The organism is Cupriavidus sp. UME77, assembly GCF_014170355.1.
GTDB classification, from domain to species: domain Bacteria; phylum Pseudomonadota; class Gammaproteobacteria; order Burkholderiales; family Burkholderiaceae; genus Cupriavidus; species Cupriavidus basilensis.
Genome location: NZ_LZZU01000074.1, coordinates 60,539 through 75,727 on the forward strand (window position 1 = coordinate 60,539; position 15,189 = coordinate 75,727).

A 15,189-nucleotide genomic window follows, 5' to 3' on the forward strand; every position below is an offset into this window, starting at 1 on the left:
TACGCGATCTGCCTTCCTTCGCCCGCCTCTCTCTCTCGTCATCGGCCCACACGCTTCGCCCTCCCTACGTAGGGTGAAGCCTCGCGGTCAGGGCGCCGTTATAAACGGACGCCTTTCTTCCTTTCTTCCTTTCTTCCTTTTGCCCCTTCAGGAGCGATCACCGCCCCTGCGGAAAGCTCGGTTGAGACCATGAGTTCAGTTTCACTAACACCTGATTAAAGCATGGCCGTTGTTGCAGACACAATTGTTGAATCTTTGTTAGATCCATTGACTGATGCGTTTGCCGAGCCATCAGAAGCGAATACACACCAGAAGATTGGGAAATTTCCCAAACTTTTTCCGATGGCGCTCTGCTAATGTCGCGTCCAAATTCAGCGCGGCAGAATCGGCCGAATAAGCCGAATCGGCAGCATTGCAGTGGCGTTTCCTTGTTGAGCATGGGAAGCGTCTTACGCATCGTCTTATCCGATTTCGTCTGCGCGCACTTTGAGAATGGGAGAGGTCCTGTGCGGCTTGGCGAGATTGGGATGGAGCACCAAAAGACGACGGTCACCGCAATGGCGGCGCATGGCCTGCGCCTTTCCGCTCTGGCCTGGGGCGCGCTCCTGCTCGCGGGCACTTGCCTTGCCGCTGGCGTGGTGCCCGATGGCGGTGCCAATGCGCCCACGGTCACGGTGGGGGCCAATGGCCGCATCACGGTTGGCATCACCAATGCGGTTGGCGGCGTTTCCACCAACACCTACCGGGACTTCAACGTCCCGCGCGCCGGCGTGGATCTGGATAACCGCGCGGTGCTCGCCCGCACCATCCTGAATCAGGTCACGAGCACCAATCCGTCACTGCTCGAAGGGCCGTTGAATGTGCTGGGAAACCGCGCCAATGTCATTGTGGCCAATCCCAACGGGATCACCGTGAATGGCATGACGGTGCAGAATATTGGCAATCTCGCGCTGACTACCGGCCAGGTGTCGTTCAACGATCTTACCGTCGCCAACGGCCAGTTACAGCGCAATGTTGTCCTCACTACCAGCCAGGGGGCCATCGATATCGGCCCTGGCGGCCTGTCGGGCACCCTGCTGAACCTGGAACTGGTCGCTAAGCAGATTCGGGTGGGCGGTAAGGTCGAAAACCTTTATGGGGATGCCAACGCCAGGATCCGTGCAGTGGCGGGGACCGGTCGCGCCGAGATCGATACAAGCCTGTCCCCGACGGACAACGACCCTGACAAAAAGCATCCGTGGGTGACATACACCGCGCCCGAAGTGAACCCGGGCCAGGGCATCGCGCTGGACATCACGGCCGCGGGTAGCCTGAGCTCAGGGCGGATCGAACTGATGGTGACCGATCAAGGCGCCGGGGTGCGCCATGCCGGCTCGGCCTACGCCACCGCCGGCGATTTCGCGGTCTCCGGCACTGGTGATCTGCAGCTCGCCTCCGGAAAGATCCAAGCGCGGCAGGATGTGGTGATTGGCACTGGCGGCATGCTTGGCACGGGCGACCTGGATGCCGGCCGCCATCTGCAAGTCACCTCCGACCGCATTGACCTGCATGCCACCACGCTGGCCGCCGGTACCCACACAACAGGGGATCTGGTGATTGGCGCGGCAGGCCAGGCACACAGTGAGCCCATCAAGCTGACTGGCTCGGTGCTGAGCGCCAGTGGCGGCATCGGGCTCCTGGACGCGGGCGCGGGCATTGCGCTTGCCGGCACGCAGGCCTCGGCCGCGGGCAACCTCGTCATTGCCACATCGCGGCTCCAGACCACGCTGGCTGACAAGCGCACGGCACTGACTTCGCGCAATGGCTCGCTGCGCATCCAGGCAGACACGGCAGCGTTGTCCGGTACCGATGTCGACGGCGTAGCCGGCACCGGTATCCAGGTGCGTGGTCTTGCGTTGCAGGATACCGCCATACGCGCCTCCGGCGCCGCCGTGGCAATCGATGCCGCCGGCAGCTATGTCCAGCGTGACAGCAGTGTGCTGGCCGCAACCGATGTGCGGCTGCATGCGGGGTCGGTGCTGCTTGACTCGGCCGCCGCACAATCGACGCTGGTGGCCACCCAGGGTGGCGTGCTGCTGCAGTCCGACCGCGAGCTGACCAGCCAGGGCGCGCTGATCCAGGGGCAATCACGCATCGCGGGGCAGGCGCAGTCCGCCGGCGCCGTGACCGTGCTGACCGGCGGCACCGTGCTCAATACCTCCACCCCCGACTATCTTGGGATCTTCTTCGGTGCCGGTGACGATGTCACGGTCCGGGCCGGGGGCGATGTCATCAACCGCTATGGCCGCATGTTGTCGAACGGCTACCTTGCCGTGACGGCCGGCGGCGACCTGCGCAACGAGATCACCAAGCAAGCCGGCGCCAATGGCGAGCAGCCAAGCTACCAGACCGGCAGCGGCCAGCGCTGGCTGGTGCTGACCAAGACCAGCGCGCGCTTCGACGTGGACTATGGCCAGGTCGACCGGCCGGCGCAGATTGCCTATCTGCTCTCGGACAAGGGCACCACGCTCAGCGGGCGCAACGTCATCAATACCGGCGGGGAAATCTATGCCAACAACGGCGACATCAAGGTGCGCGCGGCTGACACGTTCCGCACCGAAGGCATCACCAGCGGCGCCGCGCATTATTCCCGCAGCTGCATGATCATCTGCCGCACCTCGGCGTCATCGACCACCACCGTGACGGGAGGCCTGTTGTCCGCCGGCGGCGATATCGACATCCAGGCGGGCAAGCTGGCCGCGAACGTAGGCGGGCGCGTGCTGGCGCTGGGTGACTTGACGGTCAATGCGCCACTCACCTATGCCGCCGGTGTGACCGGCTACTCGGCGATCGCGCGCGACCGGGGCTTCAAGGCCTTCTTTGGCGACACTTGGGCCAGGCTCTACGCCACGGACATCGGCGGCAGCTGGATGGCGGCGGGCCGCACGCGCATCAGCGGCAACACCGTAACGGATGGGGGCAGTTTCGAGGGTGACGTGGCCATTGCGGGCACCACCACGGTGACGCGCCCGCGCCAGCGCGTTCCCGTCACCGTCGAGAACCACCTCGGTTTCACTTCCTGGGTGTGGCAATGATGTGGCGCGCTTCCCGACTCCGACTCCGACTCCGATTCAGGCTCCGGCTTCGGCACCGGCTGTCCGTGACGGCCCTGGCGATCCTGTCTGCCGGCTCCGTGCAGGCTCAGGTACCGCCAATGCCGTCGCCATCGGCAGCGCCATTGCCTCAACTCACGCCGGAGGACCCGGCGCAGCGCCTGTTGCGCGAGCAGCGCCAGCGCGACCTTGAGCGTGAGGCCACGCAGCCACCGGCCCGGATCGAGAGCCAGCAGGTTCTGTCACCCGACACGCCCATCGAGGCGGTGCCCGAGACGTCGGCCACGTTCGAGATCCAACGCATCCAGGTGATCGGCAATACCGTGCTGTCCGATGCCGAGATTGGCGCCATCACGGCACCGTTCGTTGGCAAGTCATTGGGGACCAATCGCATCAACCTGTTGCTGCGGCGCTTTACCGAAGCCTTTGTGGCGCGGGGCTTGATCACCACGCGCGCTTATCTGGGCGAGCAGAACCTTGCCTCCGGCGTGCTGATGGTCACTGTTGTGCCAGGCACGGTCGAATCGATCCGTCTCAACGGGCGCACCATCCGCCCGCGCGGCAGCGAAGGCCGCGGTGATGGCAGAGATGGTGGAGATAGCAGAGATAGCGGATGGTTCGATACCGTGGGCGGCGGGCTGCTGACAGACGCTGGCACCGGCTGGCAATTTCCCGCGCCGGGCGACACCTTGCGCCTGCAGGACCTGGAGCAAGGGGTTGACCAGGTCAACCGCCTGCGCCGCAACCGCGCCGAGCTGCAGATACTGCCGGGGCAAACGCCGGGCAGCTCGGTGGTGGCGCTGGCCAACCAGCCCGGCGACCGATTCCGCTTCAATGCCGGCGTCGACAACTATGGCAGCCGCACCACGGGCATCTCGCGCACGCGGCTGGGCATCGATGCCGACAACGCACTGGGCTTCCAGGAGGCGGTGTCCGCCAGCTATGTGGGCACGCGCGACACCAATGCGGCCGTGCTCTCGGCGGCGGCGCCGTTCGGCTACAACACCTTCAGCTATACCGGCTCGATCTCCGAGTACCAGACCGCCATTGGCGATACCGCGCTGCTGTATGGCCGCACCTTTGGCCACACGTTGGGCTGGAACCGCGTCCTCACCCGCGACCGGAGCGGGCGGCAGGCGTTGGACCTGACCCTCACCTATCGCAAGAGCGAGCGCGAGATCAACAACCTGGAGCTGGATCCCCAGCGGCTCACCGTGCTGCGCGCGGCCTGGAGCGGATTGCGGCGCTTTGCCGCCAACGACCAGCAGGGCTATGCCACGGCCGAGGCCGGCGTCTCGCGCGGGTTGCGGCTGATCAATGCAAGCCGCGACCCCGCCGACATCCGCTGTGACGAAGCGCATGCGCAGTTCACCAAGCTCGATGCCAATGCCAGCCTGCAACTGCCGTTGCCGCGGGCCTTCGACACGGCCCTGCTGGCCTGGCGTGCGCAGCTCGTGGCGCAGTGGGCCAACGTGGCGCTGTTCGGCTCCGAGCAGATCTACGCGGGCGGCGTCAGCACTGTGCGCGGCTTCCGCGAAGGCGCCATCGCCGGCGACCGTGGCGCGTATCTGCGCAACGAGATGGTGTGGGCCAACGCGCCCGCGCTGGCCGGCATCCGCATGGAGCCGTACCTGTTCCTGGACGGCGGCCAGACCCAATCGGTCGCAACCCGTGACTGGCAATCGGTGGCCGGCACCGGCGCCGGCATCCGTCTCTCGGCCCAATGGGCCAAGCAAACATTCACCAGTGAACTGCTGGTTGGCGTGCCGCTTGCGCAGCCCAGCTATCTGGGCACAAAGGCGCCGCTCTTGTTGGCCACGCTCAACTGGACTTATTGAGCTGTGCCGATGAGTTGGGCTTGAAGCGGCCTGGCAGAGCTCAGAACGCAGAACACCGAACACAGAACTCCGATACCCGATATCCGATGTCAAAGGAAACCAACATGCAATCCCAGATCTTTCGCCTTATCGCCACCACCGCATTGGCCTTCAGCCTGCAACCTGTCTTTGCCGCTTCGGTCAACGGCGTGGCCATCCCCGATGACAAGATCACCCGTGCCATGCAGCAGGCACAACTCCCCGACAACGACGCAACACGCAACGCCATCAAGCAGCAGCTGATCGCGCGCGAGCTGTTCCGCCAGGAAGCGGCCAAGGCCAAGGGGCTGGAAGCGCGGCCCGATGTGCAGCAGGCCCTGCGCGAGGCGAAGGACGCCATCCTGACGCAGGCCTGGCTCAAGGACCAGATCAAGCCCGCACCGGTCACCGAGGAGCAGGTGCGCTCACGCTACAACGCCATCGTGGCAAGCCTGGGCGATAAGGAATACAAGGGCCGCCTGATCGAGCTCGCCGACGATGCCGCGGCCGCCGCCGCGCTTGCGCGCATCCAGGGCGGCGAGGACTTCGCCAAGGTGGCGCAGCAGGTGAGCCTCGCGCCGTCCAAGGCCAGCGGTGGTGCGATGGACTGGCTCAGCTTCAAGGTGCCGGCGCAGGAAGGCCAGACCCAGAACCTGCCCTTGCCGCTTGCGCAAGCGCTGTCCACCCTGCCCGCTGGCGCGGTGAGCGCCACCCCCGTGGCCTGGAACAACCGCCGCTTCCTGGTCAAGGTTGACGAAGTGCGCGCAACCCGTGTCCCGGCCTATGACACCGTCAAGCCCGGCATCCAGCAAGCGCTGCAGGCGCAGGAACTTGAGCGGGCCACGACCACGCTGGTCACGCAGTTGCTGGGCAAGGCAAAGATCACGCAGTAAGGCGGCCCGCAAAGGCCGCCCGCCCTCCTACGCAACCCGCCCCAAGACATCCAGCTCGACGCACTGCCAGGAAGCACCATGTACCGCGTGAAACAAGCCGCTCTACCTCAGGACAACGCACAACCCGATCCGTCGCCCGGCCTCTGCATGGCCGAGCGTGGCCGTCGCCGCTTGTGGGTGCGTGCGCTGGCTGGCGTGGTGGCCATCACGACCTGGATTGCGCCGCTGCAGGTGTCCTTGCAGCAAGCCCGGCAGGCGGCAGGGGCGTTGGCGGCGGGCGCCTCGGATCCGGCTAGTATCGCGATGCAGTCCGGCGCCGCGCGGCAAAGCCTGATGCGCTGGGCGGTCGCGCACTTGCCGGTGACGGTCAGCTTTGGCCCTGCGGCGGCCCATGCCGCGCCGGTCACCGACCCGAACGCGCCGGTGCGTTTCACCCCGTCGATTGGCACCACCAGCGGACCGGGCGCGCCGGCAGGCGGCGTGCCCGTGGTGGGCATCACCACGCCCAACGCAGCCGGTATCTCGCTCAACCAGTACCGTGCATTCGTGGTCGATCCGATCGGCCTGATCCTCAATAACAGCACTACCGGCGGCGGCACGTTCCTCGGTGGCCAGGTTGGCGCCAACGCCAACCTGGCCACCTCTGGCCCGGCTGGCCTGATCATCAACCAGGTCACCAGCCAGACGCCCGCCCAGGTCAACGGCACCATCGAAGTGTTCGGCGCCCCGGCCGGGGTTGTGATCGCCGCGCCCGGCGGGGTCTATACCCGTGGTGCGAGCTTCACCAACACCACCCAGGTCACGCTCACCACCGGCGTGCCGCAGTTCCTGTCGGGCACCGGGACAGCCACCAGCTTTGATGCTGCCACCGCCGCCGGCTTCCTCGTGCAGGGCGGGCGCGTACAGATCGCCAACCCGTCGCCGGGGAACCCAAACGGCGTGGGCATCGAGGGCACGGTCGGCAACATCAACCTGATCGCCGAGTCGATCGGCGTCGATGCCGCGCTCTACGCGGGCAACCAGATCAACCTGGTGGCCGGGCGCCAGTTGGTCACGCCCGCAGCTGTGTCCCCCGCTACGCCATCCGGCGGCGCCTTTGCCACCACGGCCACCGGCGCAAACAACGCGGCCAGCAACACCAGTGCCGCCAGCGGCCTGGCGATCGACGCTACCGCGTTCGGTGCCATGACTGCCGGCCAGATCCAGATCGTGAGCACCGCCGCGGGCCTGGGCGTGCGCACCGATGGCAATCTCGCCGCGTCGGCCAACAACCTGACGCTGGACTCCGCTGGTAACCTGAAGGTTGGCAGCACCTACGCCAAGCAGGCGGTCGCGCTCAATGCCGCCGGGGCCGTGGTGGCGTCGGGCAATGGCCACAGCGAGGCCGGATACACCCTCAACGCCGGGCAGGACGCCACACTGGGCGGCACGCTGAACGCGGGCAAGGCCGTGGCGGTGTCGGCAGGTGGCTCGATCAGCGGTGCCGGTGGCATCCAGGCGCAGAACGCCGTCACCCTGGCCGCCGGCGGCAGCGTGGATGTGGGCGGCGCGGTCAGTGGATCGCAGATCGCCATCTCGGCGGCGGGCAACGATGGCCGTGGCGATATCCATTTGCGCGGCGATGTCAGCGCACCAGGCACGATCCAGCTCAACGCGGCGCGCGACACCACCATCGACGGCAGCGCGGTCTCGGCGGCCGATCTGGACCTGTCCACGCAACGCCATCTCGCCATCAACGGCATGGCGGGCAGCACCGGCGGCAATGTGTCGCTCACCGGCGTCACCGGCAACGTCACCACCACCGGCAATGTCGTGTCGCCCGGCACGCTTGCCGTTACCGCGGGCACCGATGCCAATCTCGGCGGCCAGGTGCTCGCCACCGGCCCGGTTGGCGTCACCGCCCGCAGCGGGAGCATCACCACCAGCGGGCAGATCGGCAGCAATGCCGGCCTCTCCCTCACCGCTGCACAGAATGTCACGGTGGGCGGCCAGGCCCAGAGCGCGGGCAAGGCCACCATTACCGCCACCGCCGGCAGCGCCGCGATCAACGGTGCGCTGACCAGCGATGGCGATGCCACCATCGCGGCGGGGCAGAACGCCAACGTGGCCGGCAGCCTGGCCAGCGGTGGCAACGCCACGATCCAGGCTGCGGCCGGCTCGGCCACGGTGAGCGGAGCGCTCTCCAGTGTGGGCAGCGCCACCGTGAACGCGGGACAAAACCTCACCCTGGGCGGTAGCGTGCTGACCGGCGGCGATCTGGCGGCCACGGCCGGACAGACGCTCAAGGCGGGGCAGCTCACCTGGGTGGGCGGCAACGCGACGTTGCGCGGCACGGATATCCAGGTCGGCTCGGCGGCGGGTTCAGGCACAACCGGGGGCAATGCCGTCACCGGCACGCTCGATGCGTCGGCCACGCGCAGCCTCGCCCTGACCGGCGACACCACGGCCGCCAATATGACGCTGGGCGGCCAGTCCATTGCCAACAGCGGGGCGACGATCGCCACGCAGCAGCTCGCGGTCAACGGCGGTGCCGTGAGCAATGCCGGGACGCTCGCCGGCAACCAGGTCAGCCTGACTGCCTCCACCCTGACCAACCGCGGCACTGTCGGCGGCCAGACCGTCAACGTCACGGCGGCGAATGCCCTGGACAATGCCCAGGGCCTGATCGCGGGTGCCAGGAATCTCACCGTCACCAGCGGCGCGCTCGCCAGCAACCAGGGCGGCACCCTCTTCGCCGGCGACCTCACCGGACGCGCGCCCACGGTGGGCGACCTGACGCTGAGCATCACGGGCGGCAACGGGAGCTTCAACAACGCGGCGGGCCAGATCCTGGCGGGCAACAACCTCACGGTGAACACGCCGAACCAGGTGTTCGACCCATCGGCGGCCACCGCCGGCACGCTGAACGCCAACGCCACCCTCACCCTCGCCGCGCTGGCCATCAACAACACCGGCACATGGAACGTGCCGGGCGGCAACGTGGTGCTCAATGCCAGCCAGGGCATCACCAATACCGGCACGATCCAGAAATCCGGCGACCTGACCCTGGCCACCGGCGGCACGCTCACCAATGCCGGGCAGATCGTCAGCGGCAGCCATCTCTCGCTGTCCGCTGGCGCTTTGACGAACACCGGCACCCTGCACGCCAACGGCAATCTGGCGCTGGGCGGCAACGTGGCCAACAAGGGCACCGCCGAGGCCCTGGGCAATCTGACCGTTACCGGCGGCGACTACGACAACCGTGGCGGCACCACCCAGGCCGGTGGCGACATCAAGGTCGATATCTCCGGCACGCTCAACAACATCGGCAGCGTGATCGGCGCCAACGGCAACTTGCATATCGCTGCGGGTGCGGTCATCAATGACCGCACCGCGCCGGTTGATGCGGGTAGTTCCATCACCAAGGTGGTCAACGACAGTCTGCTCAACTCGACCATCATCGGCAGCTATTCGCCTTGGTTGCAAGGGGGGTCTTGCGACAACTGTCCCGCCTATGCACCAGGCGCGATTTCCAATATCACGCTGGCCGACGTCGCACGCAATCCCGACGGTTCCGTACTGCTGGTTCGCGGTGCGGAGATCATTCCCTCGAACGGGGACCAGCAGTACGGACAAGACCTGTGGCACCTGATCCCGGGTGCGGCTAGGGTGCCGCCCTTCCTGCTGACGCCCGGAAGCACCCTCAATATTGGCGTACCCACCGTAGACCATACGGTGGTGCGCCAGGCCGACGGGACCGCCGGCCAGATCATCAGTGGCGGGAACCTCGACATCGGCACGGCCTCGCTCTCGAACAAGGGCGGCATCATTTCAGCGGGCAGGAACGTAACGCTCAACGTTGGCAGCCTGGACAACAGCCGTTCTGCAACGCTGGTCAACAGTAGCGGGGATTCGGTGAACCAGGGCGAGCTCTCGGCCTTCATGGCGCAGCTCGCGGCACTCACAACGGGCAATACCGACGTCCTCGGAGCGGGGCCGCTGGTCTACGGCGTGCCGCCGAACATGAATGCCTGCGACAGCTGCTCCGCGCCGCCGCCATGGTCGCCGGTCGCGCAAGGCAAGACTGCCACTGGCGCGGCTGCCGCCGCGCCCAGCCAGGTCACTACCAGCTATCAACTCGGCAAAGCCGGCCAGATCACCGCCGGCGGCAACCTGAATCTCACCGGCACCGGCGACCTGACCAATGCCGGCGACCTGGCCGCAGCGGGCAAGGTCGCCATCAAGACGCCGGGCACGTTCACCAACAAGGGCGTCTACGACAGCAAGATCACCACAACGCCCGGCTGCGTGGCCGGCGCGCCGGACTGCCCTGACGACAGCAATCCCCGCGTGGATTCCCTTGCCTGGCAGCAGACGCCCAGCACGGTGGCCGCTGGCCAGACGCTCACGATCAGCGCGGCCAACATCCAGAACCTGAACGCAACGCTGGCCGCGCAGGGCGATATCACCCTGAACGCCACCAGCAACGTGACCAACCGCTCCGGCGCCATTCAGTCGCTGACGGGCGATGTATCGATTACCGCGCCGACGCTGGTCAACACCACCATGGATCCAGCGCGGCTGCACAAGAGCTACGGCGGCCAGAACCCGCCTTACGCCGGCGGCTGCAATCCCGGTGGCACCTACGGCAACAGCCAGTGCGCGGCGGATGAGGACGCCGCCGCCGGCCCGGCCGGCGTCATCTCCGCCGCGCGCGACGTCCAGCTGTCCGGCACGAACCTGACCAACAAGGGCGCGCTCATCACCGGCGGGCGCAACGTGACGGTCGGCATGGCCGGCAGCATCGACAACAACAGCATCCCGCTCAATGCCGACTGGGTGGGGCGCTGGCAGGAAGACCGCAGCGGCGGCGACCGCTGGCACGACACCGGCGGGCGCGCCACGCTCGGCAGCCTGGAATCCGGCATCCAGGCCAGCAACGCGCTGTCGGTGAAGGCCGGAGGCCAGGTGCTCAACACCGGCAACCTGATGGGCAGCCAGGTCGACGTCACCGGCGCCGCCCTGGTAAACGGCTACACCAGCCCCACGCAACCCACGCCGCCCGCAACCGGCGCGCAGCAAGTCATCCCGCTGGGCCCCGTGGCAACCCCCGGCGGCACGGTACCGGCCGCCACGCCGGTGAACAACCCGACCACCCCCTGGCAGTTCAACCCGGTCATCGTGGCCACGCCTGCAGCGCCCACCACCGGCAGCAGCCAGACCATCGACTGGCACTTCAACGCCAACCTCGCCGGCAACCCGGTCACCGCGCCCAACGGCACCACAGACCGCGCGCAATACCTGAACAACAGCCCGGCCACCGCCGTGCTGGCCGGCGTCACGCCCGACAGCCTGCTCGCGCAGCTGCCCGCCGAACTGCGCCCGGGCAAGGTCAGCTTCTACTACGACCCCTACACCGAAGGACAAAGGCTCCAGCAAGCCGCGCTGCAACAGACCGGCCAAGCCAGCTTCGTGAGTGGCCTGGCCTGGGACAGCCAGAACCAGCTCTCGGTCACCGACCAGGAAAAGCTCAGCCTCTACAAGAACGCGGCAGACTACGCCAAAGCGCACAACATCGCGCTGGGCACGGCGCTGACCCAGACGCAGGTCAACGAGCTCGACAAGCCCCTGCTCTGGTACGTGCAGCAAGCCGTACCCGACCCGAACTGCAACACCGTAGCCAGCACGGCATGCCCCACGGTGAACGCGCTGGTGCCGCAGGTGTACCTGCCCGAGGGCTACGCACAGGCGCTGACCAAGCCGACCGGCGGCACCATCGCCGGCGACAAGGTGAGCCTGGACGTAGCCGGCCAACTGCGCAACAGCGGCGCCATCACCGCAGCCGACACGCTCAACGTGAAAGCCGGCAGCATCGACGCCGGCCCCAACGTGGTCGACATCGGCACCTCGGCCTACAAGGCCCAGGGCGGCTGGAACGTGATCACCGGCACGGTGGTGCAGCCCGGCGGATTCATGAGCGCCATGCGCATGAACATCGAGGCCGACAGCATCCACGCGGTCAACAACGCGTTCCTGATCCGCAACGCCGACGGCACGGTCGACGAGGTCGCAACCGTGGCGCTGGTGAACCAGCTGAAGGCCAACCTGGGGTTGAACTACACCGAAGGCACGGTCGCTGACGATATTCATACGCGGTTTATTCAGGAGAAGAAGGGCGGGTTCGGCCCCATCGGCATGGTGGTGGCGATGGTGGCGGCGGTGGCGATTTCGATCGTGACGGCCGGGGCTGGGGCGGCAATCGTGGGCGCGGCGTATTCCGCCGTCATGGGCGCCACGGCCGCCGCCGGCGCGGCATTCGCGGCTGCGGGCATTGGGGCAGCGATGTCGCTGGCGGTGTCGGGGCTGATTGCCGGCACGCTGTCGAGTATGGCGAGCCAGTTGATTACCACAGGCTCGTTGAACATGGGAGCGGCGCTCAAAGCCGGTGTTGTCTCGGGGGTGACAGCAGGCCTCACGCAGGGCGCGCTGGGTGGGTTGGACCTGGGTGATGTGGGCATCAAGAGTATTGGCGAGAACCTTGCCAAGGGCACCTGGGATGCTGTTCAGTCCAACCTCGGCGGCTACGTCGCTGCGAGCGTGGTGCGCTCTGCCATCAGCGCCGGGGTCAATACCGTGGCCTACGGCGGCAGCTTTGGCCAGGCCTTTGCGAACGGGCTGGTGCGGGATGCGGCGGCGGTTGGGGCCAATGCCATTGGCGTGACGCTGCCGGGCATCGGTACCGTAGGCGCGGACACCAGCACGATCCTGGCTAACGCGGCTGGTCACGCGCTCCTTGGGTGTGCTGCGGCCAGCTTGAGTGGGGGCGATTGCGCGGGCGGTGCGGTTGGTGGGGCGGCGAGCGCAATTGCAGCACCGCTGATCCGCGACCAGATCTATGCCGATAGTTCGGTGTTGAACTACAGCGATGACAAGATCCGCTATGCGACCACGGTCGGACTGGCAACGCTGATTGGTGGCGCAGCCGGTGTACTGCTGGGCACGAATGCGACATCCGCCACGCTGGCAGCACAGAACGAGGTCCTGAACAACGCATTGTCAGGCAACCAAACGAAGCAGCGGGCCGATCAAATCGCGGCTGCAAAGACTGCGGCAGAGAAGCAGGCACTAGCCGCCAAGTGGGACAAGGTCGATCAAGCGCAAACCAAGGTCTACACCGATCTGACCAGTGCGAAGGACGCTTACGCAAAGGCATCGACGCCTGCTGACAAGGCGGCTGCCTATCTGAAGTTGCAGCAGGCTGTCACTCAGGCATCTGGCCTCTATGACACCTTCCAGGCTAACGGCGATAGCGGCGGCATGGGCGTTCTGGGCCGAGCGCTCCTCGGCGCCAGCATGACCATGCAGCAGGCCTCGACGGAGCTGGGAAAGCCGCTGGAACTGACCACCCAGCAGCGCGAGGCGCTTGCACAGACCTATATGCAGGTCGGCACCGCGCTGAGTGCGGCCGAGGGGTCGATGGCGAGCAGCAACACGAATCTGGCCAAGGGCGTTCAGTCTCTGGTAGATTTTGTGGGTGGCGCAGGTGCACCGTTCGGCGCGCCTGTTGGCTCGGGCAAGGTTCCCAATCTAACTGCGGAGAGTGGTCCTTACTCACCGGCGCAGGGTGGATCGCCGAGCACGGTGGTTAATGCGGGTCCGGGTTACAAGGCGGCGGATGTGTTGCCGACTGCAGTGCAACCAAGGGTCAGCAATGGGGTCGCGCTTGATCCGAATCTTCCCGACCCGGTGGCGGGGCTAGGCTATCAGCCCAAGGTGCTGAACTCATCCAATCCCAATATCGCCAACTCTCAGGTGAATGGCTATGTAGGCGAATTGCGTTTAGCCAATGAAGTGGCGAATCTGCCTAATCAAACGGTAGTAAGATATGGCGATACCGTTGGGACTCATGGCGCGGATGTAGTATCCGTGAACTCCAGCACGGGTGAAGTAGTCCTGTGGGACAACAAGTTCCGTAGCAATACGACTGGAGTACCGCCCTCGAAAACGTTTACACCGGGATCGAATGCATTAAACAGCGCGATTGAACAGGCGCGACAGAGCATAAATTTATCTCGCTTGCCTCAATCTGTAAAAGATGCAGCAATTCAAAATTTGAAAGATGGCAATTTCACGACTAACACTGTTGGATCCGGTTCCGCAAAGAATTCAACGAACGTTATATTTTGCAATGGAAATCCATGTTGATAAATTATGTTATATGACCCAGTGAGAATTCGCCAAGTTACCGTGGAGGGTGGCTTGGCTCGTGTTCTTAGAACCCAATATGACAAAAATCGTCCCATGGGTAACGTCGCGCAGTCTGATTTGGCGGATGTAATCTCCGCATGGCTCGTCAGTTTGCATGTCGACGTCGCTCCCGTCATTCCGCGATCCCTCAAATGGATAGAGCAAGCCATCGAGCAAGATGAAAAATTCGGGCCAGACCCCAACGCGCATCGCACAACCTTGCACTGGGCCAAAGCCTTGGGTGGGTGGCTGGACACAGGCTGGAATTATGAGGGCGAGTGGGATTCGGCTCGCGTCTATGAGGAAGCGCGGTGGCGTTATGAAAAGCGCCCATGGCCAGCCCACGAAATCATCAAAAGCGGCCTAGATGACTACATGGCTTTTGCGTACCAAGGCGGCGAGCATGATGAGGGATTCGAGGCCGGAATTGAAATGTACGAACGCTGGACAGGTAAGACGAGTGTATCTCTATCCAAAGCACTCAAACCACGTGACTTTGGCTATGCCCTGTGCTTACATCGAACGGCTCGCCAACAGTTTGACGAGGAGGACTTGTTCAAGGCTGGGCGCAAGATGCTGCAGACCAATTTGCAAGAAAACTGGCTAGGTGGTGGGCAGTATATCCGTGCGGCTACATGGCTAAAAATAGTGTACTGGCATCACGATGAGACTCTGACGCCCCTGCAAGTCGTATTGAAGGCGTATGACAACATGCCAAAGGTGCCACGTCCGGCGTTTGTGCCAGAAATTTAACTTCGTTTTACTTAGGCTAGTACCAGTTAGCATGAGCATCACAACTGAGAATAGCGGACGCTATAGACAGAACTGGAAAGGACCATGAGGTGCCCGATCGGCTTCTCGAGGATAAGAATGCCGAAATTTGCTTGCACATGTGGAACCGTGTTGAATCTATCAGGCGTTTGGCCGGAATGTGAATGGCGGCTGGTGCCGATGGCACGCGTGGGTGAAATAGCAGACAGGCTAGATGGCGGAGCAGGGCAAAGCGGGGAGGTGTTTTACGACATGATTGATGAAGGAAGTATCACCGTCTACCGATGTCCTGTATGTGACCGGCTGCATTTGGAGACGGGCAAAAACGCGTTTGACACGTACCCGAGGGAG

At 65.0% G+C, this 15,189-nt stretch carries 5 protein-coding genes; all 5 read left to right on the top strand.

Translation table 11 applies throughout. From position 1 onward, the window contains the following. Positions 1-557 precede the first annotated feature (557 nt). Positions 558-3,074, top strand: a complete 2,517-nt coding sequence (locus A9975_RS29280; RefSeq protein ID WP_370565767.1) for a filamentous hemagglutinin N-terminal domain-containing protein — start codon at positions 558-560, stop codon at positions 3,072-3,074. A 119-nt stretch (positions 3,075-3,193) separates the two neighbouring features. Next, positions 3,194-4,930, top strand: a complete 1,737-nt coding sequence (locus A9975_RS29285) for a ShlB/FhaC/HecB family hemolysin secretion/activation protein (protein WP_255503894.1) — start codon at positions 3,194-3,196, stop codon at positions 4,928-4,930. Between the two features lie 104 nt (positions 4,931-5,034). Then, a complete protein-coding gene (locus tag A9975_RS29290) occupies positions 5,035-5,841 on the top strand; it encodes a peptidyl-prolyl cis-trans isomerase (protein WP_183035793.1) in 807 nt (268 codons plus the stop codon). A 78-nt stretch (positions 5,842-5,919) separates the two neighbouring features. After that, on the top strand, positions 5,920-14,025 hold the full coding sequence (locus tag A9975_RS29295; RefSeq protein WP_183035794.1) for a filamentous hemagglutinin N-terminal domain-containing protein: 8,106 nt from the start codon (positions 5,920-5,922) through the stop codon (positions 14,023-14,025). Positions 14,026-14,121: 96 nt separating this feature from the next. Next, the gene (locus tag A9975_RS29300; RefSeq protein WP_255503901.1) at positions 14,122-14,820 is read left to right on the top strand and encodes a hypothetical protein; all 699 of its coding nucleotides are present in this window, start codon (positions 14,122-14,124) and stop codon (positions 14,818-14,820) included. Positions 14,821-15,189 lie beyond the last annotated feature (369 nt).

Bases quoted from the DNA above. Each gene is read 5' to 3' on its own strand.
- A9975_RS29300 (WP_255503901.1), top strand. From the start codon at position 14,122: ATGGGTAACGTCGCGCAGTCTGATTTGGCGGATGTAATCTCCGCATGG.
- A9975_RS29290 (WP_183035793.1), top strand. From the start codon at position 5,035: ATGCAATCCCAGATCTTTCGCCTTATCGCCACCACCGCATTGGCCTTC.
- A9975_RS29280 (WP_370565767.1), top strand. From the start codon at position 558: ATGGCGGCGCATGGCCTGCGCCTTTCCGCTCTGGCCTGGGGCGCGCTC.
- A9975_RS29295 (WP_183035794.1), top strand. From the start codon at position 5,920: ATGTACCGCGTGAAACAAGCCGCTCTACCTCAGGACAACGCACAACCC.
- A9975_RS29285 (WP_255503894.1), top strand. From the start codon at position 3,194: ATGCCGTCGCCATCGGCAGCGCCATTGCCTCAACTCACGCCGGAGGAC.